Origin of the sequence: Arthrobacter horti (genome assembly GCF_030731045.1) — a bacterium.
Lineage (GTDB): Bacteria > Actinomycetota > Actinomycetes > Actinomycetales > Micrococcaceae > Arthrobacter_E > Arthrobacter_E nanjingensis.
This window is the reverse complement of the sequence record NZ_JAVALS010000006.1, coordinates 133,586-157,501: the sequence shown is the minus strand read 5'-3', so window position 1 is coordinate 157,501 and position 23,916 is coordinate 133,586. Positions and strand designations below refer to the sequence as shown.

Below are 23,916 nucleotides of genomic sequence, written 5' to 3'. Positions count from 1 at the left end.
GTGAGCCTGCTTGAACTGCGTGATGTGTGCAAGACGTTCCATTCGCTGGGCCGCGAGCCCGTCAAGGCGCTCCGGGATGTCAATCTCACCGTCGAGGCCGGCACCATCACCGGCCTGGTGGGGGAGTCCGGCTCCGGCAAAACCACCATCATCAAGAGCATCATGGGCCTTGAGAAGCCCACCAGCGGCACGGTGAGCTATGACGGCATCAACATCCCGGAGGCCAAGGGCGAGACCCTCAAGCGCATCCGGCGTGAAGTCCAGTTCGTCTTCCAGGACCCCACCGCCAGCCTCAACCCGCGCATGACCGTGGAGCAGCTGGTGGGGGAGGGACTCCAGGTCCACAAGCTCGTGCCGGGCCGCGCCCGGCGCCGCGAACGTGTGGCCGAGCTGCTGAACATGGTGGGCCTGAGCGAGCGTGACCTGGAGCGTTACCCGCGCTCCTTCTCCGGCGGCCAGCGTCAGCGCATCGCCATCGCCCGGGCACTCGCCGTCGGGCCCAAGCTCCTGATCTGTGACGAGCCGGTCTCCGCCTTGGACGTCTCCGTCCAGGCGCAGGTCCTCAACCTCCTGCAGGACATGCAGGAGGAACTGGGCTTCACCGTCCTGTTCATCGCACACGACCTGGCCGTGGTCCGCCAGATCTGCTCCCAGGTGGCCGTCATCCAGACGGGCCAGATCGTGGAGGAGGGCCCGTCCGAGACGGTGCTCGCCAACCCGACCCACCCGTACACCAAGGCGCTGCTGGCCGCCGTCCCGAACCCCAACCCGACCATCGCCCGTCAGCGGGCGCTGGAGCGGCTCAACGAAAAGGTTGCCTGATGACCGCCATCGCCACCGGTCCCGCAGGGACCGCCTCGACCCACCGCATCCGCGTGGGCGTCGACGGGAAGAAGATCCCGGAGGCCGCCAAGCGCGGCGCACTCGCCACCATCGACCACGCCCACGAGCTGGGCATGGACGGCCTGTTCTTCCGCACCATCCTGGACATGAGCCCCACCCTGGACGCCGGGGAACTGAAGGAGCTCCGCCAGCGGGCGGATGACCTGGACCTCTACCTGGAGACCGGCCTCGGCAAGGTCAACCCCTTCGCCAACCCGGAGGCGCCCGAGCTGCGATCCATCGGTGACGGCGACATCGTGCTGGGCTTCCGCCGCATGATGGAGGCCGCGGCGGCCATCGGCTGCCGCGAGCTGTGGGTGGCCACCGCCAACTTCAAGGGCTCCTATTTCGGCCGCTTCGCCTATGACCGCTTCCGCACGGACGTGGACTGGAGCGATCAGCTGGCCGCGACGGAGAAGTTCCTGCACCGCCTGGCCCCGATCGCCCGTGACCTGGGCATCCACATGAACCTGGAGACCCACGAGGAGATCACCAGCTTCGAGCTGGTCCGCCTGGTGGAGGCCGTGGGCCCGGACGTCACCGGCATCGTCTACGACACCGCCAACGTCCTGCAGCGCATGGAGCATCCCGTCTACGCGGCACGGCGCGTGGCGCTGTACGTCCGTCAGACGCACCTGAAGGACGCCTACGTGGCGCACGACGACGGCGGGCTGGTCCACCAGCTGCGGCCGTACGGTGAGGGTGTGGTGGACTTCGCCGGCGTCCTGCCGATCATCGTCGCCGCCAACCCGACCATGAACGTGACCATCGAGAACCCGCAGTCCTATCTGGACAAGACCCCGGCCCAGCGGCCGCGTGTGATCGAGGCCTTCAACCCGGAGTTCCTGGTGGGGCACCCCGACCTGAGCGTGGAGGAACTCGCCGCGTACCTGGACATGGTCCACCACTACGAGCAGCGCGTCACCTCGGGCGAGGTTGCGGACTGGCGCAACTATCTGACCCAGCCGTACGAGTACGCCGAGGCCGTGGAGTGCATCAAGACCGGTGCCCGCATGGCCCGGCAGATCATCGGCGACGCGGGCTACCCCCTGCACACGCCGCTGGTGCAGCACGCCGCCGCGGGCCACTGAGCGGCGTCGTCACCGAACCGCGCGGTCACCGGACAGCGCGACCCTGAACTGAAGCAAAGGACGAGACATGATCAACCCCAACCGTGAATTCCGGGTGGAGGGGAGCCACTGGGTCAGCCCGGTCAACTTCGACGAGGAGGTCACCCGTGACTTCGACTTCCCCAGCCCGCTGGGCCTGATCGACAGCACCCTCCGCAAGACGAATTACACGGCCGGCGCCCAGACCACCCTGGACGGCTTCCTCCGGATCGCGCAGGGGCTGGAGGACATCGGCATCAAGGATGAGAGCCTGAACCTGGACTGGTGGGGCGACGACGTCCCCAACGCCCGGGAACTGGCCATGGTGCGTGAGATCCTCGCCGGAGGCTTCAAGTTCACCTGCAACGTCTACGCCGACACGCTGCTCGGCAACGGCGAGGGCACCCCGCGGATCGATCCGAAGTCCACCGTGGACCTCCTGCTCTCCCTGGGCGCCAAGGTCATCGCCCCGGGCATCGTGGAGGCCTCCTCCCCGGAGGCCGAGGCCCGTCAGTTCCGCCAGCTCGCCGAGGTGACGGAGTACGCCACCTCAAGCGGGCTCGAGTGGACGGTGACCCTGGCCCAGGCCGGGCGGCGCGGCTTCGACAGCATGATGCGCGCGGCCAATGAGGCCGTGGCCCTCGGAGCCAAGCGCATCGACCTCATGGACTCCACCAGCAGCCTGAGCCCGGAGGCCATGCGGGTGTTCATCCGCCGCTTCCGGGCCGGGCTGGTCAAGGAGGTCCCGCTGACCATGCACGTGCACGACGACTTCGGTCTCGGCACGGCGGGCGCCATTGCGGCCGCGGCGGCGGGCGCCGGCCCGGACGTGTCCGTCAACGGCGTCTCCTACCGCTGCGGCTTCCCACCGCTGGAGGAGGTGGCCACCAGCCTGGAGGTCCTCTACGGCGTGGACACGGGCATCAAGCTGGAGGGCCTGCAGGCGCTGTCCGATCTGGTGTACCGGGAGACCGGCCTCCCGAACCCCGCGCTCAAGCCGGTCACGGGCGAATACGCCTACCTCAAGAGCACCACGGCGGACGTTCTGAACTCCCTGCGCGACGGCGTGCGGACGTTCCCGCCGATCTCCGGCTGCCTGCACGCCGACGTGGTCGGCGCGGACATCCGCTGGGTCTGGGACCGCCTGAGCACCCGCGGCATGGTGCGCCAGCTGGCCACCAACCTGGGGCTGGAACTGAACGAGGTGGAGGTCGAGGCCGTGTACAAGGCCCTCAACGACGCCATCGACGAGATCCCGGCCTACCCGCGGTGGCTCACCCCGGAGCAGGCCGGCGCACTGGTCCGCCAGACGGTGGATTCCTCCCGCCAGGTCAGCACGCGCTGAGGCGGCGCACAAGGACGACGACGGCGGTGCGCAGCCCGCTCCGGTGAGCGGCCGACGTCGTACACGGTCAGGCAGAGACCGGCACTGAGGCTCCGCCCCCACGGGGGCGGGGCCTCGGCTGTGAGCACACTCATACCCGCGCGTGGCCTGGATACCGAATGTGACTGTCCGGAGGCTCCCGCCCGGGTGTCCGGCACGGTACGGTTGAGCGGAATTCACTCTCAGAGGAGGAAAAACATGCCGGACATCATCGTCGTCGGAGTCGACGGAAGCAAGACCGCCGCGCGGGCGGCAGAGAAGGCCAAGTCCCTGGCCAAGGCCTTCGGGGCCCAGTTGCACGTGGTCACGGCCTACGACAGCCCCCAGGTGTCGCTGCACGGTGCCGGCTATGAGCGTGCCGTGGTTCTGCCGGATGCGCAGGCCAAGGCCGAGGCGACGGTGAGCGCGGTGGCCGGGAACCTCGCGGCGGACGGAACGGACGTCCAGGCGTTCATCGTGGGAGGTTCTCCGGCCGAGGCGTTGATCGCCCACGCGGAGAAGCATGGCGCTGACCTGATCGTGGTGGGCAACCGCCGGATGAAGGGCCTGGCCCGGGTTCTCGGCAGCGTGGCGAATTCCGTGGCGCATGAGGCGTCCTGCAACGTCTACATCGCCGAGACCTCGGAGTGATCCGCTCCTGAACGAACAAGGCCCTCTCCGTCCGGAGAGGGCCTTCTTCGTTGTGGCGGTGGATCAGGCGTCGCCGCCCGCGCCGCCGGTGGTGCCGGCGTTGACGTCCAGCAGGCGGTACTTCTCGATGGCCTGGGCCGGGGCCTGGGCATTGACCTTGCCCTCGCGGGCCAGCATCTGCAGGGTCTTCACAACGACGGAGTGGGTGTCGTTCTTGAAGAAGCGGCGGGCGGCCTGGCGGGTGTCGGAGAAGCCGAAGCCGTCCGCACCGAGCACGGCGTACTCGTTCGGGATGAACTGGCGGATCTGGTCCGGCACGGCCTTCATGTAGTCGGACACGGCCACCACGGGGCCCTCGGCACCGGCCAGCTGGCTGGTCACGAACGGCACGCGGGCCTCGGCGCCCGGGTTCAGGAACTCGTGCTCCTCGGCGGCCAGGCCGTCGCGGCGCAGTTCGTTCCAGCTGGTGACGCTCCAGACGTCGGCGGCCACGCCCCAGTCCTCGGCCAGGATGCGCTGGGCATCCAGCGCCCACGGCACGGAGACGCCGGAGGCCAGGACCTGAGCACGCGGCTTGCCGTCCGGGTTCTCGGCCGCGGAGACCTTGTAGATGCCCTTGAGGACGCCCTGGACATCCAGGTTCTCCGGCTCGGCCGGCTGGTGGATCGGCTCGTTGTACACCGTGAGGTAGTACATGAGGTTGCGGTCCGCGGAGTCCGGGCCGTACATGCGCTCCAGACCGTCACGGAAGATGTGCGCGATCTCGTAGCCGTAGGCCGGGTCGTAGGTGACGACGGCGGGGTTGGTGCTCGCGAGCAGCGGCGAGTGGCCGTCGGCGTGCTGCAGGCCTTCACCGGTCAGGGTGGTGCGGCCGGCGGTGGCGCCGATGATGAAGCCACGGGTCATCTGGTCCGCGGCGGCCCAGAAGGAGTCGCCGGTGCGCTGGAAGCCGAACATCGAGTAGAACACGTAGATCGGCACGAGCGGCTGGCCGTGGGTGGCGTAGGCGGTGCCGGCGGCGGTGAACGCGGCGACGGCGCCGGCCTCGTTGATGCCGGGGTGGATCAGCTGCCCGAGCGGGGACTCCTTGTACGCCAGGACGAGCTCGCGGTCCACGGACAGGTAGTTCTGTCCCTTGGGGTTGTAGATCTTCGCGGTCGGGAAGAACGCGTCCATGCCGAAGGTGCGGGACTCATCCGGCACCACGGGGACCAGGCGCTTGCCGAAGTCCTTGTCACGCAGGAGGTCCTTGAGCATGCGGACGAACGCCATGGTGGTGGCGGCCTTCTGCTTGCCGGAACCCTTCTTGGCCACCTCGTAGGACTTGGCGTCCGGCAGCTTGACCTCGACGTGCTCCGGGCGGCGCTCCGGGACGGAACCGCCCAGGACCGCGCGGCGGCCCATCATGTACTGGATCTCCGGTGCGTCCATGCCCGGGTGGTAGTACGGCGGGCGGTAAAGGTCCTTCTCCAGGACCTCGTCGCTGATGGGGATGCGGAGCAGATCGCGGAAGGCCTTCAGGTCCTCCATGGTCAGCTTCTTCATCTGGTGGGTGGCGTTGCGGGCCTCGAAGTGAGCACCCAGGCCGTAGCCCTTGACCGTCTTGGCCAGGATGACCGTCGGCTTGCCCTTGAACTCGGTGGCGGCCTTGTAGGCGGCGTAGACCTTGCGGTAGTCGTGACCACCGCGCTTGAGGTTCCAGATCTGGTCATCGGTCAGATCCGCCACCAGGTCCTTGGTCTGGGCGCTGCGGCCGAAGAAGTGCTCGCGGATGAACCCGCCGTTCTCCGCCTTGAAGGTCTGGTAGTCGCCGTCCACCGTGTCATTCATGATGTTGACGAGCGAACCGTCGGTGTCCTTGGCCAGGAGCTCGTCCCACTCGCGGCCCCAGACGACCTTGATGACGTTCCAGCCGGCGCCGCGGAAGAACGCCTCGAGTTCCTGCATGATCTTGCCGTTGCCGCGGACGGGGCCGTCCAGGCGCTGGAGGTTGCAGTTGATGACGAAGTTCAGGTTGTCCAGGCCCTCGTTGGCGGCCAGCTGCAGCAGGCCGCGGCTTTCCGGCTCGTCCATTTCACCGTCGCCCAGGAACGCCCAGACCTGCTGGTCACTGGTGTCTTTCAGGCCGCGGTTGTGCAGGTAACGGTTGGACTGGGCCTGGTAGATGGCGTTCATGGGGCCGATGCCCATGGACACGGTGGGGAACTCCCAGAAGTGGGGCATCAGGCGCGGATGCGGATAGGAGGAAAGGGCGTGGCCTTCCTTCGACTTCTCCTGGCGGAAGCCGTCCAGGTCCTCTTCGGACAGGCGGCCTTCCATGAAGGCGCGGGCGTACATGCCGGGGGAGGCATGGCCCTGGAAGAAGACCTGGTCGCCGCCGCCGGCGTGGTCCTTGCCGCGGAAGAAGTGGTTGAAGCCGACTTCGTAGAGGGTCGCGGCACCGGCGTAGGTGGAGATGTGGCCGCCGACGCCGATGTCGGCGCGCTGGGCGCGGTGCACCATGATCGCCGCGTTCCAGCGCATGGCGCGGCGGTAGGCGCGCTCGTACTCTTCGTTGCCCGGGTACGCGGGCTCCTGGTCTGCCGGGATGGTGTTCACGTAGTCGGTGGTGGTCACCATCGGCACGCCCACGGACTGGGCACCCGCGCGCTGCAGCAGGGAGCGCATCACGTACTGGGCGCGGCCGGTTCCCTGCTCACGCACCAGCGCGTCGAAGGATTCGACCCACTCGCCGGTCTCCTCCGGATCGGAATCCGGCAGGGCGTTGGTGAGTGTGCTCAGGATCGAGGGCGTGATTTCATCAGCAGCCACAGGTGACCTCTCTTCATTGAACGGTTGGGCTGGCGCCGGGTTCCGGCGTCTTTCCGACATACGAAAAAATAATTCTGTATATCGAGATTATCGGGCACCGAGCCCTCAGTCAACGCTGTTCCCAGGAAGTTCCTAGCGTGACGCGGCTCATGCCGGAGTGACCAGGGGAGACGTGGCTCACAGTGCCTCAAGGCCCTCCCTTTGGTATCCCGGATGTGACGGAGGACGCTCGGTTCGCGTTGACCGCCTGTGATCCCGGCCATATCCTGTATTCCATTCTTCAATAAAAGAGTTTCGCATTATGGAAGCCGATCCACCGGGGGATGGGCGCGGCGGATGCGAGCCGTCAGCATCTGAAACAGGAGACACCATGCAGACGAACCCCAGTGTCGCGGACGTCATGCCGGTCATGACAGCCGAACCGGGTATCGACTCAGCCGTCCACCACGATTTCACCGGCGATCTTCCGAAGCTTTCGGAGGCGGCCGGTGTTGAGCTCAGTGAGCATCTGTACAACAAGGATCTGGCCCCGACGCGTAGGGCCGGGCGCACCTGGAGTGCGTACAGCATTTTCACTTTGTGGGCCAATGATGTGCATTCGCTGGGTAACTACGCCTTCGCGGTGGGCCTGTTCGCCCTGGGGATGGGGGCGTGGCAGATCCTGTTGGCCCTCGGGGTCGGTGCGGTGCTGTTGTTCTTGTTGCTGAACTTCTCCGGGTTCATGGGCCAGAAGACGGGTCTGCCGTTCCCGGTGATGAGCCGGATCAGTTTCGGTATCCGGGGGGCTCAGATCTCCAGTCTGATCCGTGGCGCGGTCGCGGTGGCCTGGTTCGGCATCCAGACCTACCTGGCCAGTGTGATCCTGCGGATCATGCTGATCAAGCTCATCCCGGGCCTGGCCCCGATGGACCAGAACTCCATCCTGGGCCTGTCCTCCCTGGGCTGGATCGCGTTCGGTGCGTTGTGGATCATCCAGCTGATCATCGTCAGCTACGGGATGGAGATGATCCGCAAGTACGAGGCCTTCGCCGGTCCCGTGATCCTGGTGACCATGGCGGCCCTGGCGATCTGGGTGTTCGTCCAGGCCGGGGGCAGCATCCAGGTTCAGGGCATCAAACCCATGGACACCGGGGAGATGTGGCGCAACGTCTTCGCCGGCGGGGCCCTGTGGGTGTCCATCTACGGCACGTTCGTGCTGAACTTCTGTGACTTCACCCGGAACGCCACCACCCGTAAGTCGATCGTGAAGGGCAATTTCTGGGGCATCCCGATCAACATGCTCCTCTTCGGTGCCATCACCGTGGTCCTGGCCGGGGGCCAGTTCAAGATCAACGGCAAGCTGATCTCCTCGCCCTCGGATGTGGTGCAGCTGATCCCCAACACCGTCCTGCTCGTGGCCGCCTGCCTGGCCCTGCTGGTCCTGACGGTCGCGGTGAACCTGATGGCGAACTTCGTCGCCCCGGTCTACGCCCTGACGAACCTGTTCCCCAAGCACCTGGACTTCCGCCGGGCCGCCTGGGTGTCCGGGACCATCGGGCTGATCATCCTGCCCTGGAACCTGTACAACAACCCGATCGTGATCGTGTACTTCCTCGGCGGCCTGGGCGCCCTCCTCGGCCCCCTGTTCGGGGTCATCATGGCCGATTACTGGCTGGTGCGCCGCGGCCGGGTCGAGGTGACCAAGCTCTACACCCAGGACCCGGCCGCCCCGTACTTCTACCGCAAGGGCTTCAACCCCAAGGCCGTCACGGCCCTGCTCATCGCCGCCGCCGTGGCCCTGACCATCGCCTTCGTCCCCGCCCTGGAAGAAGTCGCCCCGTTCGCCTGGTTCTTCGGCGCCGGCGTCGCGGCCCTGGTCTACTACCTCATCGCCGAACGCGGCACCCGCTACACCGACACCGACGGCGAAACCATCGCCATCGCAAGCACCCACTGACGCATTCCCGGCACTGATTCCAGTGCGTCAGAATTAGCAGCAGAGCAACCGGCGGGACGCCAACATCGAGCCCCGCCACATCGCACGGAGGAACACATGAAGATCCTGGTCGCCAACGTCAACACCACGCAGACCATGACGGACTCCATCGCGGCGCAGGCACGCGCCGCGGCCGGCCCGGACACGGAGATCGTGGGCATCACGCCGCGCTTCGGCGCGGACTCCTGTGAGGGCAACTTCGAAAGCTACCTCGCAGCGATCGCCGTCATGGACTCGATCGTCAACTACGAGGGCGAGTACGACGCCGTCGTCCAGGCCGGCTACGGCGAGCACGGCCGCGAGGGCCTGCAGGAACTGCTGGACGTCCCCGTCGTGGACATCACCGAGGCCGCCGCGAGCACCGCCATGTTCCTGGGCCACAAGTACTCCGTGGTCACCACCCTGGACCGCGCCGTGCCGCTCATCGAGGACCGCCTGAAGCTGGCCGGCCTGGATGACCGCTGCGCGTCCGTCCGTGCCAGCGGCATGGCCGTGCTGGAGCTCGAGGAGAACCCGGAACTGGCCGTGGAGGCCATCGTCCGTCAGGCCGAGCTGGCCGTGACCGAGGACAAGGCCGAGGTGATCGTGCTCGGCTGCGGTGGCATGGCCAACCTGGAGGAGAAGATCAAGGAACGCTGCGGCGTCCCCGTGGTGGACGGCGTCGCCGCCGCCGTGACCATCGCCGAGTCCCTGGTCCGCCTGGGCCTGACCACGTCCAAGGTGCGCACCTACGGGACCCCGCGCCCCAAGAAGGTCATCGGCTGGCCGATCACGCAGGGCTGAGGCCATCACGATGACTGACGCAGCACAGAAGGTCGCCGTCGTCACCGGCGCCGGCTCCGGCATCGGGCGCGCCGTCGCACGTCTCTTCCTCGCCGACGGCTGGCGGGTGGCCCTGGCCGGCCGCCGGGCGGACGCGCTCGAGGAGACCGCGGCGGGGGCGGGGAACGCCCTCGTGGTGCCCACCGACGTGACCGACGCCGACGACGTCGCGCGCCTCTTCGCCGCGGCGCGCGAGCGTTTCGGCCGGGTGGACGTGCTGTTCAACAACGCGGGCATCTTCGGGCCGAGCGGGGCGGTGGACACCATCGACGCCGCGGGCTTCGAGGACACGCTGCGTGTGAACGTCACGGGTTCCTTCCTGTGCGCGGCCGAGGCCGTGCGCACCATGAAGGCGCAGGAGCCGCAGGGCGGCCGGATCATCAACAACGGCTCGATCTCCGCGCATTCCCCGCGCCCGCTTTCGGTGGCCTACACCGTGAGCAAGCACGCCATGAGCGGGCTGACCAAGAGCATTGAACTGGACGGGCGGCCGTACGGCATCACGTGCGGCCAGATCGACATCGGCAACACCCGCACCGAGATCATGGACGTGATCGGCGTGGGCGACGGCGCTCTCCAGGCGGACGGCTCCCGCAAGGTGGAGCCCATGTTCCCCGTGGAGGACGCCGCGCGTGCCGTGCTGCTCATGGCTTCGATGCCTGCCAGCGCCAGCGTGGGCAACCTCCTGGTCACGGCGGCGGGCATGCCGTTCGTGGGCCGCGGCTGACAGGCGCGCCCCACATCCGAAACGCCGGGTGAGCACGGTTCCAGGCTTCTGGACCGCGCTCACCTGGCGTTTCGCGTTAACGGGAGTGTTCTCACGCCCCGGGGAACGCGGGTCAAATGGTCGCTTTCAGCGCCGGAAATGAGTCACTGAGGAGTAGTTATTCGAGTAATCGGGTCATCTGATGAATTCAGAGCGAGAGAAGCCTCCCGGAATTTTGAGTGATTCCAAATAAAGCAGATATTACTGTTTCCGTCAGGCGAGAACAGGTTTTCTCCTTGTGGAATTAGTGTGATGCGGATTACATTGATTCGACCGGAAATCGGGACTGCCTTCCCGGATTTCCACGCATCGGGAGTTGCGACATTGCAAAGGAGCAAAATGTCTGACGACACAACGGCCACATCGGGAAGTGCTGCCACGGCGCCCACAAGGGGGAACGCGGCCAGCCGGGCGGGGAAGATCGGTTGGGTACGCTGGTCGATCGGCTTCCTGCTGTTCTTCGCCGTGCTGATCAACTACATCGACCGCAGCTCGATGTCGGTCGCCGAGCATGACATGCGCATGGAGTTCGGCATGACCGAGGGCCAGATCGGCATCATCCTCGGCAGCTTCGGATGGTCCTACGCCCTCATGCAGATCCCCATGGGAATGCTGCTGGACAAGATCGGCATCAAGTGGGTGATGCGGGTCGCCACGACGCTCTGGGCGATCTCCTGCTTCCTCACCGCCGCGATCAGCGGCATGGGTCTGCTCCTCGTCGCCCGCCTGATCCTCGGCCTCGCGGAGGCTCCGATCTTCCCGGGCGCCATGAAGGTCACCAGCTACTGGTTCCCGCGCAATGAGCGCGGCATGGCCACCGTGATCTTCGACAGTGGCCAGCGGCTGTCCAATGTGATCGGCTTCCCGATCGTCGGTGCCGCGGTCGCCGTGTTCGGATGGCGCGGCGCGTTCATCACCATCGGTGTGCTCAGCCTCATCTACACGGCAGTCTTCTTCTTCCGCTACCGCGACCCGAAGGCGATGAACCGTGCGGGCAAGCTGAGCGACGGCGAGCTGGACCACATCCTCTCCGGCGGCGCGCAGCATGAGGACGCCCCGCGGCCGAACCCGCTCGCCAACCTCGGCTACATCCTGCGCCAGCGCAAGGTCTGGGGCATGTCGCTCGGCCTGGGCTGTGCCGGCTATGTGCAGTGGATGCTGCTGACCTGGCTGCCGGGCTTCCTGCAGTCCCAGATGCACATGGACGTCGCCAAGTCCGGACTGGTCACGGCCGTCCCGTGGCTGGTCGCCGTGGTGGTCCAGTACCTGCTGCCGGGATTCTGGCTGGACCGCATGATCAAGAACGGCAAGTCCAGCACGGCGGTCCGCCGGGTGTTCATCATCGGCGGCATGGTGCTCGCCATCACGATCGTGGGAACCGCGTTCACTCACGACCTCTTCTGGTCGCTCGTCTGGATCACGCTGGGGACCACCGGCATCACCATCGCCTTCAGCGTGACGAACTCCCTCCCGGCCCTGATCGCCCCGGAGGGCGCCGTCGGTGCGACCGGAGCCGTCATGAACACGGTGAACAACCTCATCGGCACCACTGCCCCGATCGTGACCGGCTTCATCGTGCAGCTCACCGGAAGCTTCGCCTGGGCGTTCATCGTGGCCGGCATCATGCTGGTGATCGGCGTGTTCTTCTACGTCGTGGTGCTCGGCCGGATCGAGCAGATCCCCACCAGGGAGGAGCGGGAAGCGGCGCCGCAGGCCGCCGCCTAGGCGCAGCCCCTTCACCGAGAAGGCACGTGATCGCAGTGTTCCCGCAGGGGACTGCGATCACGTGCCTTCTCGCGTCTGGTCAGAGGGCGCAGCCGGCGCCGGGCACGGCGCCCGAGCAGTCCATCGGGTGTTCGGTGCACCACGGAGTGGCACCCGGCAGGCGGTAGCGGTGGGCCGCCACCCAGCGGTAGGCCGCCTCCAGGACGGGCCCGACGCCGGGGATCCGGTAGACGCCGCCGAAGAACCGGCCGCCGACGGCGGTGTCCAGGACGGCGGCGATCGCCGCGGCGCCGCTGAGGCGCACGCCGGCCGGGCCGGCGTCGTCGTGCCGCTGCGGGGTGCCGATCGCCCAGACGGAGGACCGGGCCTGCTCGAGGTCCAGCCGGAAGGCGTCCAGGGTGAGCGGGTCCTGGAAGGGGTGGAACGCGAGGCGGCCATTGCGGTCCAGCCGGCGCAGCCAGCCGACGCAACGGGTGCAGAACCCGCATTGCCCGTCGAAGATCACGTCCATGATTCCTCCTGCCCGGTGTTCCTTTGATCCTAATCCTGCTTTCGCAAGTGTGTGACTGAGGGGTCTTCGCCGCCAGAAGTGATCAAAAGCACACATCAATGATTTATTATGATCAATATCGCCATAAATGATGCGACATCAATCACACTGGGATTAGACTGCTCGTAACGAATTCCAGACCGTGAAGGAGACAGCAGTGTCGCTTATCCAGGACATCAAGAGGACGCCCCGCGCGGGCCTCCTGGCGGGCATCACCGCCGCAGCAGTCGGCATCATCTACGGATACGACTCCTCCAACATCGGCGGGGCACTGCTCTTCCTGAAGGATGAGTTCCGGCTCGACGACGCCGGGCTGGGCCTGGTGACCACCACGGTGGTCATCGGCGAGGTGGTCGGCGCCCTGATCGGCGGCATGCTCGCCAACCGGCTCGGACGCAAGATGTCCATGGTGCTGGTGGCCGCGGGCTATGCGCTCTTCGCTCTGCTCAGCGGCGTGACGCCCAATCTGGAGATCCTGGTGATCGCCCGCCTCTTCCTCGGCCTGACGGTGGGCGTGTCCATCGTGGTGGTCCCGGTCTTCGTGGCGGAAAGCTCTCCGGCGAAGATCCGTGGCGCCATGCTGGTGGCCTACCAGGTGGCCACGGTGTTCGGCATCATCCTCGGCTACCTCGTGGCCTGGGCGCTCTCCGGTTCCGGCGCCTGGCGCTGGATGCTCGGCCTCGCGGCCATCCCGTCCCTGGTGGTGTTCCTGCTGGTCCTGCGCATCCCGGACACGTCCCGCTGGTATGTGATGAAAGGCCGTGTCGAGGAGGCCCGCGCCACCCTGGCGAACATCGAGCCGGACGCCGACGTGGACCGCGAGATCGCGGACATGCAGGCCGCCCTGGCCGAGGAGAAGCGCGGCGCCTTCGGCGAGATGCTCCGCAAGCCGTACCTGCGGGCCACCGTGTTCGTGGTGATCCTGGGCTTCTTCATCCAGATCACCGGTATCAACGCGATCGTGTACTACAGCCCCATCCTCTTCAAGTCCATGGGCTTCGAAGGCAACGCCGCCATCCTGGGCCTGCCCGCCCTGGTCCAGGCCGTGGCCCTGGTGGCCGTGTTCATCTCCCTGTCTCTGGTGGACCGTGTGGGCCGCCGCCCGATCCTGCTGGGCGGCATCGCGATGATGATCGCCGCGAACGTCCTGCTGGTGGCCGTGTTCATCGCCGGCGGCGACAAGTTCGGTGGCATCCTGACCGCACTCGGCTTCATCGGTGTCCTGCTCTTCACGGTCGGCTTCACCTTCGGTTTCGGCGCCCTGGTGTGGGTGTACGCCGGCGAGAGCTTCCCGGCGCGGCTGCGCTCGATCGGATCCTCCGTCATGCTCACCAGCGACCTGGTGGCGAACGTGATCGTGGGCTTCCTGTTCCTGCCGATGCTCAGCGGCCTGGGCGGCGTGGGCACCTTCCTGGTCTTCGGTGTCCTGGCTCTGCTGGCCTTCGGCTTCGTCTACAAGTTCGCCCCGGAGACCAAGGGCAAGCACCTGGAGGACATCCGCCAGTTCTGGGAGAACGGCGGCCGCTGGGAGGCCAAGGAAGACGCCCGCTGAGCTGAGCGACGACGACGGCGACGCACCCCGCGCGGGGTGCGTCGCCGTCGTCGTTGTCTCCTGAGCCGCCTAGACTCACCTCATGACCAGCATCGATGTCACTCGCCGGGGAGCGTCCGTCAACCGGGGCCTGGCCCTCTTTCGCGCGTTCTTCGCGCTGCTCGGGCTGGCCGCCCTGACCGCACAGCTCGTGGAACTCGTGGGCCGCGCGGGGGCGGACAAGGTGGGCAACTTCTTCAGTTACTTCACCATCCAGTCCAACATCATCGTGGTGCTGGCCCTGGCCCTCGCGGCTGCGGCGGCCTGGCGTGGGGAGACCTCGCGCCGGCTGGACTTCCTGCGCGGGGCGTCCACCGTCTACATCTCCATCACCGGGGTGGTCTACAGCCTCCTGCTGACGGACATCGACGTGAACGTGCCGTTGCCCTGGGTCAACGTGGCTCTGCATTACACGCTCCCGACCATCGCCGCGATCGACTGGCTGGTGGACCTGCCCCGGCCCTGCATCCGCCTGCGCGGCGCGCTCCTGTGGCTCATCTACCCGGCGCTGTACCTGGTCTACAGCCTCGTCCGCGGGCCGATCGTGGACTGGTACCCCTATCCGTTCCTGGACCCGCGCACCTCCGGCTACGGACCCGTGCTGGTGATGAGCCTGGTGATCGCGGTGGCGGCGTTCGTCTTCGTGGCCGTCGCGGCGCTGTCGACGAAGCTGGCGGAGCCGCGCCGGCGGCGCGTGGACGCCTGAAAGGGGCCGGCCACCTTCCGCGTCATGTGAATCTGATATGAGTGGGGCGTGACCGACCATCTCACCGAACCGCCCCTGGGCGGGATGCGCGCCTATCTTCAGTCCCTGATGCCCTCGCTGGTGCCCAGTGAACAGCGCGTGGTGCGGCTCTGCATCGACAATCCCCAGCTCGTGTCCGAGTCGTCCGTGGCCGAGCTGGCCGGCCATGCGCAGACCTCGCCGGCCACGGTGGTGCGGGCGTGCAAGAGCCTGGGCCTGGAGGGCTTTCAGCATCTGCGGCAGATCCTCCTGAGGGACCTTGGCGCGGCCGCCTGGGACGCGGCCCGGGACACGGAACTGGAGGGGCTGGGCCCCGGCGACGCCAGGCATCCGGTGACCACGCTGTTCGCGCGGGCCGCTCATGAGATCCGCAACGCGCTCGGCGCGCTGGACTACGCGGCCTTCGACGCCGCCGTCGCGTCCATCCGTTCGGCAGGCCGTCTGCTGGTGGTGGGAAACGGCGCCTCGTTGCCGCCGGCGCAGTCGATCGCGCTGCGGTTCCTGGGCAGCGGACGGGTGTGCGAGGCCCCGGCCGATGTGGTGTCCCAGCATGTCGCGGCCGCTCTCCTCGGCCCCGGGGATGTCTGCCTGGCCGTGAGTGACAGCGGCATGAACCTGTTCACGCTGGAGGCGGCCCGCGCCGCTGCCCGGAACGGGGCCACCCTCATCGGGGTGACCAGCTACGGCAAGTCCGCCCTGGCGGAGATCTCGACGCATGCGCTCGTGGCCGGAGCGGAGTTCCACAGCTTCAACGATGAGACCGTGGTGGGGAACATCGTCCAGATGCTGCTGCTCTCCGCCCTCCACACGGCGTTCGGCGCGTCCTCCGCGGAAGCCGCGGCGGCCAAGGCCGATGTGCTGCGGGTGGTCTACGGCATGGTGGAGCGTGCCGAGCCGCCCGTCCACGAATAGTTCCCTGGCCCGGTCCGGGCCGTTCCCCGGGGCGTTGCCGTGAGTTAACACACCGCCCCCACCCTGGAAGTCAGAACGTTTCCTACTTTCGAAATGTAGGAAACAAGATTTCCGGAGGTTTCCATGGGCCGTCTCGTGCTCAATCAGCTGTCCCGCTCCTTCAAAGACGTCAAGGCCGTGGACGGCATCTCCCTCGAGGTCCAGGACGGCGACTTCCTGGTCCTCCTGGGCCCCAGCGGCTGCGGCAAGACCACCCTCCTGCGCATGATCGCAGGGCTCCTGGAGCCCACCTCGGGCACCCTGGAGCTCGACGGCGCGGACATCACGACGGCGCCCTCCCGCCGTCGTGACCTGGCCATGGTGTTCCAGAGCTACGCGCTCTACCCCCACCTGAGTGTGGCGAAGAACCTCGCCTTCCCGCTGACCATCCGCGGCATGCCGCGCAAGGACATCGCGGCCCGCGTGGCCCAGGTGGCCGAGATGGTGGAGATCGGGCACCTCCTGGACCGCAAGCCGAAGGAACTCTCCGGCGGCCAGCGCCAGCGCGTGGCCGTGGCCCGGGCCCTGGTCCGGGAGCCCAAGGCGTTCCTCATGGACGAACCGCTGTCCAACCTGGACGCCAAGCTCCGGACCGCCACCCGCCAGGAACTTGCCGCGCTGCACCGCCGGCTCGGGGCCACCTTCATCTACGTCACCCACGACCAGGTGGAGGCCATGACCATGGCCACCCGGATCGCCCTCCTGAAGGACGGCCGCCTGGAACAGTACGGCACACCCGCCGAGCTCTACGACGCCCCCGCCTCGGTCTTCGCCGCCGGATTCATGGGCTCACCCGCCATGAACCTGATGGACGCCCGGCTGGCCTCCAGCAACGGCTCCGTCACGGTCATGGCGCCTCAGCTCGAAGCGGTCCTCTGGCCCGGAGCCACCCCGGAGCGGGACGTCGTGCTGGGCATCCGCCCCGAACACCTCGTCCTGCACGCGGCAGGGTCGGTCGCCGCCGCGCCCACCACGGGTGCCGCCCTGCGCGGAACCGTCGAACTCACCGAGAACCTCGGCCGCGAGCAGCTCATCCACTGCCGCGTGGGAGAGCACCGCCTCACCGCCACCTGCCCCCGCGAGCAGCGCTGGGAGGAGGGCGCCGCCGTCGTGCTCAGCGCCCCGGCCTCCCGCCTGCACCTCTTCGACCGCGAGAGCGGACGCCGCCTCGAGTGGCTCGAGGAGACCGCCGGCCTTCCCCTGTCCACCCATCAGAACCTCCCCGCCTGACGGGCCTTCCGGCCCCCATTTCCTAAGGACTGCCATGCTTTCCCGTCGCAAAACCCTGCTGGGCACCCTCGCCGCCCTGACCGCCCTGGGCATCAGTGCCTGCGGCACCGGCGCCGGCACCGGCCAGAACCAGGCCGCCAGCCTCATCCCCGAACTCGGCAAGGACCAGAAGGTGGAGATCACCTTCGAGAGTTACAACCTGGCCCAGGCCGGCGTCTGGACGGACACCATCAAGGGCCTGATCGGTGATTTCGAGACAGCGCACCCCAACATCACGGTGCACGCCCAGGCCCCTCAGGGCGGCGGTGCCGTCGGCAGCAACACCGTCAGCAGCGTCCAGACGCAGCTGCTGGCCGGCCACGCGCCGGACGTCTCTCAGCTGACCTTCGACTCGCTCGACTTCGCCGCCACCCAGCTCGGAGCTCAGCCCATCAGCGACCTGGTGGGGGCCAAGGCCGTGGAGGACCACCTGGACGGCGCCCACCCCTTCCACCCCAACGCCAAGCACCTGGGCGACTGGAACGGGAAGACCTACGGAGTCCCGTACGTCTTCTCCACCCCCGTGCTCTTCTACAACGCGAGCCTGTTGGCGAAGGCCGGTGTCACCGACCCGGACCTGTCCACCTGGGACAAGGTGGCCGACGTCGCCAAGAAGGTCAGCGCCGTCACCGGCAAGCCGGCCCTGGACCTCAACTGCACCAGCAAGGGCGGCAGCTGGTGCATGCAGGGCATCTTCAAGTCCAATGGCGCACAGGTGCTCTCCGATGACCGGAAGACCATCGGTTTCGGCTCCGACGCCGCGGTGGACACTGTGAGCAAGCTCGCAGCCCTGAGCAAGGAAGGGGTGCTGCGCAACGCGGACATCAACGCCCAGTACGAGGGCGTCATCAAGGGTGACACGGCCATGGTGGTGACCAGCTCGGCCCTCCAGGGCATGCTCATGCAGGCCTCCAAGAAGGCCGGATGGCAGCTGAAGGACGCCGCGATGCCCGGGTTCGCCGGTAAGCAGGCGGTCCCCACCAACTCCGGCTCCGCCCTCTTCATCCTCTCCTCCGACCCGGCCAAGCAGCGCGCGGCCTGGGAGTTCATCAAGTGGATGACCAGCGACAAGGCCTACACGGAGATCTCCAGCAAGATCGGCTACCTCCCGCTGCGCACCGGCCTGACTGAGAAGGGCGGCTCGCTGTACGAGTGGGCGCAGAAGAACCCGCTGCTGGCCCCGAACCTGGCCCAGCTGGACCGGCTGCAGCCGTGGGTCTCCTACCCGGGCAACAGCTACGTCCAGGTGGACGACATCCTGGCCACCGCCGTGGAGAACGCCGTCTACTACGGCAAGGACCCCAAGCAGACCATGACCGACGCCGCCAAGCGCGCCCAGGACCTCATCCACTGAGCGTCCCCACCCACCCCGGAGCCTTCACCATGACCACCATCTCCACCGAACCCTCCGCGAACCCGGCCCTCCCGGTGGCCGGAACGCACAACTTCCGCAGCACGGCCGGCTACCCGGCCGCCGGCGGTGTGATCCGCGACGGCGCCCTGTTCCGCTCCGACGCCCTGCACCGACTCGGCCAGGACGGCCGGGAGTCCTTCGCGGCCCACGGCATCGTGCGGATCATCGATCTGCGGGACGCCACGGAGCTCGCCTCCTCACCCAGCGACGTCGACGGCCTGGGCGCCGAAGTGATCCACCACCCGGTGTTCACGGACGCCGCCGTACCGGGCGCCGGAGCGCCCATCAGCCTCGAAGCGGTGTACCGGATCATCGTCGAACGCCACGCGGACCGGCTCGCCCAGGCGCTGCTGCTGATCGCCGACGCGCCCGACGGCGGCGTGCTGGTGCACTGCACCGCCGGCAAGGACCGCACGGGCATGGTCATCGCAGCAGCCCTGCTGACCGTCGGGGTGCCGCGCGAGCAGGTGCTCGCCGACTACGCCACGAGCGGGCCCAATCTGGCCGGCGAGTGGGCGGAGACCATGCTCGCCGCCGTCGAACGCCACTACCCGGGGCCGCTGGCGCCGGAACTGAGGGAACTGATCCTCGCCAGCCCCGCCGGAACGCTGGCGGCCACCCTGGACCTCGTGGACCGTGAGCACGGCGGCATCACCGCCCTGCTGGCGGCCCACGGACTGGACCAGGCCGCCGTCGAACGCCTGAGAACCCGGCTCGTCACCACCGTCTGAACCCCTGAGACCCCCCAAGGAGAAACCCATGAACGCCTCCCAGCACCCCGCCCCCGAGCATTTCATCCTGCACATCAGTGACACCCACTTCGTAGGCGGCAACGGGCTGCTCTACAACCTCGTGGACACCGAGGCCAACCTCCGCCGCCTCTTCGAGGACTTCGCCCGGACCACGGCCCGTCCCGAGGCCATCGTCTTCACCGGAGACCTGGCCGACACGGGCGAGGAGGAGGCCTACCAGCGCCTGCGCGCCGTGGTGGAGCCGGCCGCCGCCGCGATCGGGGCCCAGGTCATCTGGGTCATGGGTAACCACGACACCCGCACCCCGTTCCGCCGTTTCCTCCTGGACTCCGAGGCCGGGGAGGAGAGCGTGGACATGGTGTACGACGTGAACGGACTGCGGATCATCGCCCTGGACTCCACCGTCCCCGGTGAGCACCACGGCGAGATCTCGGACGAGCAGCTCGCCTGGCTCAAGGACGTCCTGTCCACCCCGGCCGCGCACGGCACCATGATCGCCCTGCACCACCCGCCGGTCCCGTCCCTTCTGGACCCCATCCGCATGGTGGAGCTCCGGGACCAGCACCGCCTGGCCGAGGTCATCGAAGGCACGGACGTGACGGCCATCCTGGGCGGTCACCTGCACTTCAACACCTTCAGCACCTTCGCCGGGGTCCCGGTCTCCGTGGCCTCCGCCACCTGCTACACCCAGGACCTCAACGTGGCACCCGGCGGCATGCGGGGCCAGGACGGCGCGCAGGGCTTCAACCTGGTGCACAGCTACGGCGACCGGGTCATGCACACCGTCGTCCCCATCGGCGAGTACGCCACCACCTACGAGCTCTCGGCTGTGCAGCTGCAGGCGTACATCGAGCAGGCCAAGGCTCAGCGTGAGGCCGCCGAGCGTGAAGCCGGCGAGCTCGACGCCGACGGCCTCGTGGCGGCACGGTAGGACCCTTCCGATGTTCGTTGAAGTCCTCCCCGGCGGTGGTCCGGCCGCATCGCCTGTGCAGGCGGTCGCGGGCCGGGCCGCCGCCGCGCGGCATCCGCTGGCCCGCCGCCTGGTGCCGTACCTGTACATCCTGCCGGCGGTCGTCCTCCTGGTCCTCTGGACCTACTGGCCGCTGCTGCAGAACGTGGGCCTGTCCTTCCAGGACTGGAACCTGATCCCCACCCGGCCCAGGGTGTTCGTGGGAACGGAGAAGTACGCCAAGGTCCTGAGCCTGCCGGAGCTGCGGCAGGCCCTGATGAACACCGTGGTGTACATCGGGGCGTTCCTCCTGATCTCTGTGGCGCTGCCGCTGGTGTTCGCGCTGCTGTCCCGGTCCGTTCAGGGCCGTGCCCGTACGTTCTACCAAGCGCTGATCTTCGTCCCGTTCCTGGTCACCCCGGTGGCGTCGAGCGCGGTGTGGCGCTGGCTGTTCGCGCCGGACTCCGGCACCATCCCCGCCATCGCCGCAGCCCTCGGGCACCCGATGGGGGACGTGTTCCGTGACCCGGACGGCTCCATGACGTCCGTGATCGTGATCGTCGGCTGGCAGATGCTCGGCTTCGGGGTCCTGGTGATCGCGGCCGGCCTGGCCGGTATCAACCCGGACTACGCTGCTGCGGCCGCCCTGGACGGCGCCCGGCGCCGCCAGATCCTGTGGCGGATCACAGTGCCGCTGCTCTCGCCGTCGCTGGTGTTCCTCTCGCTCATGACCATCCTGCTCTCCGCCCAGTGGACGTACCCGATCATCGACCTGGTCACGCAGGGCGGGCCGGGGAACTCGTCCACCAACATCTACTACCTGCTCTATCAGTTCGGCTTCCGCAACTTCGACGCCGGCCTGTCCGCCGCCGCGGGGGTGCTCTTCTTCGTGGGGTTCGGTCTGGTGGCATTGCTCTTCGTGGAGCTTTCCGAGCGCCTGAGCTTCCACGACAACTGAGAACCGTCATGACCATTGAGGACTTCCCGTCTGCCGGGGAATTCCTGACCACAGAGGAAGGAGGCCGTCATGGCCTTCGTCATCGTTGAACCCCACGCCCCGCTGAAGACCGTCAGCGTGGGGGAAGGGACGTCCGCCCTCCGCCGGGCCGCGGCCCGTGGCCGCTTGGGGCGGGTGCCCGCCCACCTGCTGCTGATCCTGCTGGCCGTGGTGTCCATCTACCCCGTGTACTGGATGTTCGTCACGGCGTTCCGGCCCGGGGACGAAGCCCTGTCCACTTCGCCCTTGCCGGGGCCGGTGACCCTGGACAACTTCGCCTACGTCTGGAAGACCATCCCCATGGGCGGCATGCTCCTGAACACCTTCGGGATGGCGTCCCTGCTGGCCGTGGCCCAGCTGCTGGTGGCGGTGCTGGCATCCTACGGATTCGCCCGCTGGAGCTTCGCCGGGAAAAAGGCCCTGTACCTGTTGTTCGTGGGCTCCTGGCTGGTGCCGTTCCAGGTGACCATGATCCCCAACTACCTCATGGTGTCCCAGATGGGGCTTCTGAACACGGTGGCCGGTGTGGTTCTGCCGCAGCTCTGCTCGGCCTTCGCAGTCATGATGCTGCGCCAGCACCTGGAGTCCTTCCCGCGGGAACTCATGGACGCCGCGCAGATGGACGGCCGCAATGCCTGGCAGACGCTCTGGCAGGTGGTGATCCCCAATCTGCGCCCCGCGCTCGCGGCACTGGCGATCATGCTGTTCATCAGCGCCTGGAACGAGTACCTCTGGCCGACCCTGATCATGCAGAAGTCGCAGGACCTGGTGCAGGTGGGGGTCCGGGCCTTCCTGGGCGCCGAGGGCAACAACTGGGGCGCCGTGATGGCGGCCAGCGCCATGGCCTGCCTGCCGGTCTTCCTGATCTACGTGTTCCTGCAGCGCTACGTGGTGGACGCCTTCGTCCGGTCCGGGTTGAAGTAGGGCCGAACCCCCCGTTCCCCGCCCTCCCCGCGAAACGGCACTTAATCGCAATGCCAGTCCGAAACACTGCGATCAAGTGCCCAGTCGGTGTCAGCGCAAGGGCAACCACTCGCTGAGGTCGGCGCGGGTGCCGGAGGCGATCACACGTCCGGCCGCGACGGCGTCGTCCCAGCTCAGCGAGCCGGTGGCGAGCTCCAGCCAGGTCTGGGCGTCCGTCTCGATGACGTTCGGAGGGGTCCCGCGTGTGTGGCGGGGCCCCTCGATGCACTGGGTCACGCCGAACGGCGGGACCCGCACCTCCACGGAGTTCCCGGGTGCCCGGGCGGTCAGTTCCTCCAGCGCGTAACGCACCGCCATCGCGATCATGGGGCGCGACGCCGGCGCAGCACCTTCCGTTGTCGCTGCGCCTTCTGTTGTCGCAGTGCCTTCCGCCGGCGCTGAGGCCGCGTGGGCCCTCTCCCAGGCGGCGAGGGCCGCGCGGCCTTCGGTGAGGTCGATGCGGCGTCGTGCCACTGCCATGCTGCCGTCTCCTTCGTTCGTCCGGCCTGTGTTCGTCCGGTCAGTCCAGCAGCGCCATGACGGGAGTGCCGAGGCGCAGCCGGCCCACGGGCCGTCCGCCGCCGAGCACCGGCTCCACGATTCGGTCCAGGACCGCCGCCACCTTCCCGACCTCCAGGGCTCCGGCCGCCGTCAGCAGGGTGAGGGCCACCAGGGACGCGGCGCGGGCGTTGCCGTCCAGCATCTTCAGGGCCACGGATGCGCCCGAGGGCGCCGCCATGACCAGGACGCCCTCAGCCCCGCCCTTGGCCAGGACGTCCAGCTCCTCCATGACCACGGTGTTGGGCTGTCCTTGGCCCTGGACGGCCCACGGGTAGTCGAGCATCGAGGTGGCGATGGTCGCCGCGCGGGCGTCGGCGTGCCGGTCGCCCGGGGCCTTGGCCAGCCGCGAATAGGCGCGTGCCAGTCCCGTGAGGGAGACGGCGGCCACCGGGGCGCCGCAGCCGTCCGTGCCCAGATGGGCCACGCGCTCGCCGGTGAACTCCTCCACCACATGGACCACCAGACGCTGAAGAGGGTGGTTGGGCTCCAGGTAACCGGCCTTGTTCCACTCGTTCTCCGTGCACGCCCAGAGGAAGCCGGCGTGCTTGCCGGAGCAGTTGAAGGCCGCGCGGCGTTTGCCCTGATCGGTCCGGACCAGCCAGTTCCGGGCGGTCTCGTCCTGCGGCCAGTCCGCCGGGCACTGCAACTGGGCTTCGGTGCTCCCGCCCGCGCGGAGCATGCCCTCCACCACGTCCAGATGTTCCAGGGAGCCCACGTGGCTGGCGCATGCCAGTGCCACCTGGGCGCCGCGCAGCGGAACCCCGGAGCGCATCGTGGCCAGGGCCTGGAAGGGCTTGAGGGTGGAGCGGGCGAAGACCGGCGCCGTCACGTCGCCCAGTGCGGTCACCACGTGCCCGTCACCGGAGAGGACGACGGCGGAGCCGATGTGCCGGGATTCGATGAAACCGCTGCGCTCCAGGACGGCGAGTTCCACGGCGGACTCGGCGGCGAACGTCGCCTGTGAGGTGTGGGGCATGCTGCCAGTTTATGGCCCACATGCCCCCGCCCGGCCGTTGAGTGCTCAGTAGTGGCGGGTGTTGCGGCCGGGAACCCGCCACTACTGAGCACTC

The 23,916-nt window shown here is 67.9% G+C and carries 21 protein-coding genes; 17 read left to right on the top strand and 4 right to left on the bottom strand.

The features are described from left to right. The 4 genes from Q9R02_RS10700 (at position 1) to Q9R02_RS10685 (ending at position 4,005) form a co-directional block, all read left to right on the top strand. On the top strand, positions 1-822 hold the full coding sequence (locus Q9R02_RS10700; protein WP_305996672.1) for an ATP-binding cassette domain-containing protein: 822 nt from the start codon (positions 1-3) through the stop codon (positions 820-822). After that, positions 822-1,973: a sugar phosphate isomerase/epimerase family protein gene (locus Q9R02_RS10695; RefSeq protein ID WP_305996671.1), complete on the top strand. Its 1,152-nt coding sequence runs from the start codon at positions 822-824 to the stop codon at positions 1,971-1,973. The genes Q9R02_RS10700 and Q9R02_RS10695 overlap by 1 nt, the downstream gene beginning before the upstream one ends. Before the next feature lie 67 nt (positions 1,974-2,040). Beyond that, on the top strand, positions 2,041-3,336 hold the full coding sequence (locus tag Q9R02_RS10690) for a hydroxymethylglutaryl-CoA lyase-like TIM-barrel protein (protein ID WP_305996670.1): 1,296 nt from the start codon (positions 2,041-2,043) through the stop codon (positions 3,334-3,336). Between the two features lie 237 nt (positions 3,337-3,573). Beyond that, positions 3,574-4,005 carry a universal stress protein gene (locus tag Q9R02_RS10685; RefSeq protein WP_305996669.1) on the top strand — a complete coding sequence of 144 codons (432 nt, stop codon included), beginning with the start codon at positions 3,574-3,576 and terminating at the stop codon, positions 4,003-4,005. Between the two features lie 63 nt (positions 4,006-4,068). Here the strand turns inward: Q9R02_RS10685 and aceE are convergent, their stop codons facing one another. After that, positions 4,069-6,816: a pyruvate dehydrogenase (acetyl-transferring), homodimeric type gene (gene aceE / locus Q9R02_RS10680; RefSeq protein WP_305996668.1), complete on the bottom strand. Its 2,748-nt coding sequence runs from the start codon at positions 6,814-6,816 to the stop codon at positions 4,069-4,071. Between the two features lie 370 nt (positions 6,817-7,186). Here aceE and Q9R02_RS10675 point away from each other — a divergent pair, with 370 nt between their 5' ends. From Q9R02_RS10675 to Q9R02_RS10660, 4 genes are all read left to right on the top strand, one after another. Further along, complete coding sequence (locus tag Q9R02_RS10675; RefSeq protein WP_425279259.1) at positions 7,187-8,752, top strand: NCS1 family nucleobase:cation symporter-1; 1,566 nt, start codon at positions 7,187-7,189, stop codon at positions 8,750-8,752. A 96-nt stretch (positions 8,753-8,848) separates the two neighbouring features. Then, a complete protein-coding gene (locus Q9R02_RS10670; protein ID WP_305996667.1) occupies positions 8,849-9,574 on the top strand; it encodes an aspartate/glutamate racemase family protein in 726 nt (241 codons plus the stop codon). Between the two features lie 10 nt (positions 9,575-9,584). Continuing rightward, positions 9,585-10,340, top strand: a complete 756-nt coding sequence (locus tag Q9R02_RS10665) for an SDR family oxidoreductase (protein ID WP_305996666.1) — start codon at positions 9,585-9,587, stop codon at positions 10,338-10,340. A 378-nt stretch (positions 10,341-10,718) separates the two neighbouring features. Further along, complete coding sequence (locus tag Q9R02_RS10660) at positions 10,719-12,104, top strand: MFS transporter (RefSeq protein ID WP_305996665.1); 1,386 nt, start codon at positions 10,719-10,721, stop codon at positions 12,102-12,104. A 79-nt stretch (positions 12,105-12,183) separates the two neighbouring features. Here the strand turns inward: Q9R02_RS10660 and Q9R02_RS10655 are convergent, their stop codons facing one another. Beyond that, on the bottom strand, positions 12,184-12,615 hold the full coding sequence (locus Q9R02_RS10655) for a thiol-disulfide oxidoreductase DCC family protein (RefSeq protein ID WP_305996664.1): 432 nt from the start codon (positions 12,613-12,615) through the stop codon (positions 12,184-12,186). 196 nt (positions 12,616-12,811) lie between these two features. Here Q9R02_RS10655 and Q9R02_RS10650 point away from each other — a divergent pair, with 196 nt between their 5' ends. The 9 genes from Q9R02_RS10650 to Q9R02_RS10610 all read left to right on the top strand — a co-directional run bounded on the left by Q9R02_RS10650 (position 12,812) and on the right by Q9R02_RS10610 (position 22,246). After that, positions 12,812-14,206 (top strand): sugar porter family MFS transporter, encoded by a 1,395-nt coding sequence (locus Q9R02_RS10650; protein ID WP_305996663.1) that lies wholly within the window; start codon positions 12,812-12,814, stop codon positions 14,204-14,206. A gap of 82 nt (positions 14,207-14,288) precedes the next feature. Further along, positions 14,289-14,951, top strand: coding sequence for a Pr6Pr family membrane protein (locus Q9R02_RS10645; RefSeq protein ID WP_305996662.1), 663 nt, complete (start codon positions 14,289-14,291; stop codon positions 14,949-14,951). Positions 14,952-14,999: 48 nt separating this feature from the next. Then, complete coding sequence (locus Q9R02_RS10640; protein WP_305996661.1) at positions 15,000-15,902, top strand: MurR/RpiR family transcriptional regulator; 903 nt, start codon at positions 15,000-15,002, stop codon at positions 15,900-15,902. Positions 15,903-16,025: 123 nt separating this feature from the next. Further along, on the top strand, positions 16,026-17,171 hold the full coding sequence (locus Q9R02_RS10635; RefSeq protein WP_305996660.1) for an ABC transporter ATP-binding protein: 1,146 nt from the start codon (positions 16,026-16,028) through the stop codon (positions 17,169-17,171). A gap of 34 nt (positions 17,172-17,205) precedes the next feature. After that, positions 17,206-18,564 carry an ABC transporter substrate-binding protein gene (locus tag Q9R02_RS10630; RefSeq protein WP_305996659.1) on the top strand — a complete coding sequence of 453 codons (1,359 nt, stop codon included), beginning with the start codon at positions 17,206-17,208 and terminating at the stop codon, positions 18,562-18,564. Between the two features lie 29 nt (positions 18,565-18,593). Further along, positions 18,594-19,355: a tyrosine-protein phosphatase gene (locus Q9R02_RS10625; RefSeq protein WP_305996658.1), complete on the top strand. Its 762-nt coding sequence runs from the start codon at positions 18,594-18,596 to the stop codon at positions 19,353-19,355. A 28-nt stretch (positions 19,356-19,383) separates the two neighbouring features. After that, positions 19,384-20,307 (top strand): phosphodiesterase, encoded by a 924-nt coding sequence (locus Q9R02_RS10620; protein ID WP_305996657.1) that lies wholly within the window; start codon positions 19,384-19,386, stop codon positions 20,305-20,307. Between the two features lie 10 nt (positions 20,308-20,317). Beyond that, positions 20,318-21,283 carry a carbohydrate ABC transporter permease gene (locus tag Q9R02_RS10615; protein WP_305996656.1) on the top strand — a complete coding sequence of 322 codons (966 nt, stop codon included), beginning with the start codon at positions 20,318-20,320 and terminating at the stop codon, positions 21,281-21,283. Positions 21,284-21,352: 69 nt separating this feature from the next. Further along, complete coding sequence (locus Q9R02_RS10610; protein ID WP_305996655.1) at positions 21,353-22,246, top strand: carbohydrate ABC transporter permease; 894 nt, start codon at positions 21,353-21,355, stop codon at positions 22,244-22,246. A 90-nt stretch (positions 22,247-22,336) separates the two neighbouring features. On the opposite strand, the gene Q9R02_RS10605 is transcribed toward Q9R02_RS10610, so the two are convergent. Further along, on the bottom strand, positions 22,337-22,765 hold the full coding sequence (locus Q9R02_RS10605; protein WP_305996654.1) for a sterol carrier family protein: 429 nt from the start codon (positions 22,763-22,765) through the stop codon (positions 22,337-22,339). A 40-nt stretch (positions 22,766-22,805) separates the two neighbouring features. Then, on the bottom strand, positions 22,806-23,822 hold the full coding sequence (locus Q9R02_RS10600; protein ID WP_305996653.1) for an asparaginase: 1,017 nt from the start codon (positions 23,820-23,822) through the stop codon (positions 22,806-22,808). Between the last annotated feature and the right edge of the window lie 94 nt (positions 23,823-23,916).

What these genes read in the sequence shown, in the direction of transcription:
- Q9R02_RS10620 (WP_305996657.1), top strand. Translation starts at nt 19,384, where the DNA reads ATGAACGCCTCCCAGCACCCCGCCCCCGAGCATTTCATCCTGCACATC.
- Q9R02_RS10615 (WP_305996656.1), top strand. Translation starts at nt 20,318, where the DNA reads ATGTTCGTTGAAGTCCTCCCCGGCGGTGGTCCGGCCGCATCGCCTGTG.
- Q9R02_RS10695 (WP_305996671.1), top strand. Translation starts at nt 822, where the DNA reads ATGACCGCCATCGCCACCGGTCCCGCAGGGACCGCCTCGACCCACCGC.
- Q9R02_RS10605 (WP_305996654.1), bottom strand. Translation starts at nt 22,765, where the DNA reads ATGGCAGTGGCACGACGCCGCATCGACCTCACCGAAGGCCGCGCGGCC.
- Q9R02_RS10665 (WP_305996666.1), top strand. Translation starts at nt 9,585, where the DNA reads ATGACTGACGCAGCACAGAAGGTCGCCGTCGTCACCGGCGCCGGCTCC.
- Q9R02_RS10675 (WP_425279259.1), top strand. Translation starts at nt 7,187, where the DNA reads ATGCAGACGAACCCCAGTGTCGCGGACGTCATGCCGGTCATGACAGCC.
- Q9R02_RS10660 (WP_305996665.1), top strand. Translation starts at nt 10,719, where the DNA reads ATGTCTGACGACACAACGGCCACATCGGGAAGTGCTGCCACGGCGCCC.
- Q9R02_RS10645 (WP_305996662.1), top strand. Translation starts at nt 14,289, where the DNA reads ATGACCAGCATCGATGTCACTCGCCGGGGAGCGTCCGTCAACCGGGGC.
- Q9R02_RS10600 (WP_305996653.1), bottom strand. Translation starts at nt 23,822, where the DNA reads ATGCCCCACACCTCACAGGCGACGTTCGCCGCCGAGTCCGCCGTGGAA.
- Q9R02_RS10655 (WP_305996664.1), bottom strand. Translation starts at nt 12,615, where the DNA reads ATGGACGTGATCTTCGACGGGCAATGCGGGTTCTGCACCCGTTGCGTC.
- Q9R02_RS10690 (WP_305996670.1), top strand. Translation starts at nt 2,041, where the DNA reads ATGATCAACCCCAACCGTGAATTCCGGGTGGAGGGGAGCCACTGGGTC.
- Q9R02_RS10635 (WP_305996660.1), top strand. Translation starts at nt 16,026, where the DNA reads ATGGGCCGTCTCGTGCTCAATCAGCTGTCCCGCTCCTTCAAAGACGTC.
- Q9R02_RS10610 (WP_305996655.1), top strand. Translation starts at nt 21,353, where the DNA reads ATGGCCTTCGTCATCGTTGAACCCCACGCCCCGCTGAAGACCGTCAGC.
- Q9R02_RS10625 (WP_305996658.1), top strand. Translation starts at nt 18,594, where the DNA reads ATGACCACCATCTCCACCGAACCCTCCGCGAACCCGGCCCTCCCGGTG.
- Q9R02_RS10670 (WP_305996667.1), top strand. Translation starts at nt 8,849, where the DNA reads ATGAAGATCCTGGTCGCCAACGTCAACACCACGCAGACCATGACGGAC.
- Q9R02_RS10685 (WP_305996669.1), top strand. Translation starts at nt 3,574, where the DNA reads ATGCCGGACATCATCGTCGTCGGAGTCGACGGAAGCAAGACCGCCGCG.
- Q9R02_RS10630 (WP_305996659.1), top strand. Translation starts at nt 17,206, where the DNA reads ATGCTTTCCCGTCGCAAAACCCTGCTGGGCACCCTCGCCGCCCTGACC.